We start from the raw sequence: 682 nt of genomic DNA on the forward strand, positions 1-682 counted from the left end.
CCAACTGGTCGATGAGGGCACCATGCGGGCCTGGATAACAAGCATGGGTCGGCGCACCAGCATTGAGCGCGTTGCCCATCTGATGTGCGAGCTCTACCTGCGCGCTCGCAACGTCGGGCTGAACTTGGAGCCCGACCTCAGGCTCCCGCTCTCGCAAGTTCTCGTCGCGGATTCGCTCGGCATGACGCCGGTCCACGTCAACAGGGTTCTCAAGACGCTTCGGATCGAGGGCGCCATGACATTGCAGAGGGGTAGCCTGCACATTGCCGACCCGGCCAAACTCGTCCAGATGGCGGGGTTCGATGAGAATTACCTGCATCGGCGTCTGCGAGAAGGGGCGTAGTGCAAGGTGGCTATCCGTGACGGGAAGGCTGACGACACGTAGCCAATCATCGCGGAGTGGGACAGCTATCTGCGCCAAGTCCAAGGCTATGTGCATACACTTAAGGAGCAATACGGGCAACCATGTCGATCTGTAGCTCTCGGGAAGGTCGGCTTTCATGCGGCGGCCAAGTTCCGCTAAACGGCCGATTTGGGGGCGCATAGCAGACGCCCTACGCTGTCGCCGAGCAATAGCACTCACATTGGGGTATACCCTCAGGTGACGTAACTCCGCCCAGGCGTAGGGCGTAACATCTGGGTTGACGGCGACTATTTGTGACAGGCTAGCCTTGGGCCTAAA

The 682-nt window shown here is 59.8% G+C and carries 1 protein-coding gene; it reads left to right on the top strand.

The annotated features are described in order from the left end of the window. The coding region (locus EO136_RS15035) for a Crp/Fnr family transcriptional regulator (protein ID WP_164730627.1) at positions 1–343 on the top strand (343 nt) is incomplete at its 5' end. Positions 344–682 lie beyond the last annotated feature (339 nt).

The sequence above is a fragment of the Pelagibacterium montanilacus genome (assembly GCF_003992665.1).
GTDB classification, from domain to species: domain Bacteria; phylum Pseudomonadota; class Alphaproteobacteria; order Rhizobiales; family Devosiaceae; genus Pelagibacterium; species Pelagibacterium montanilacus.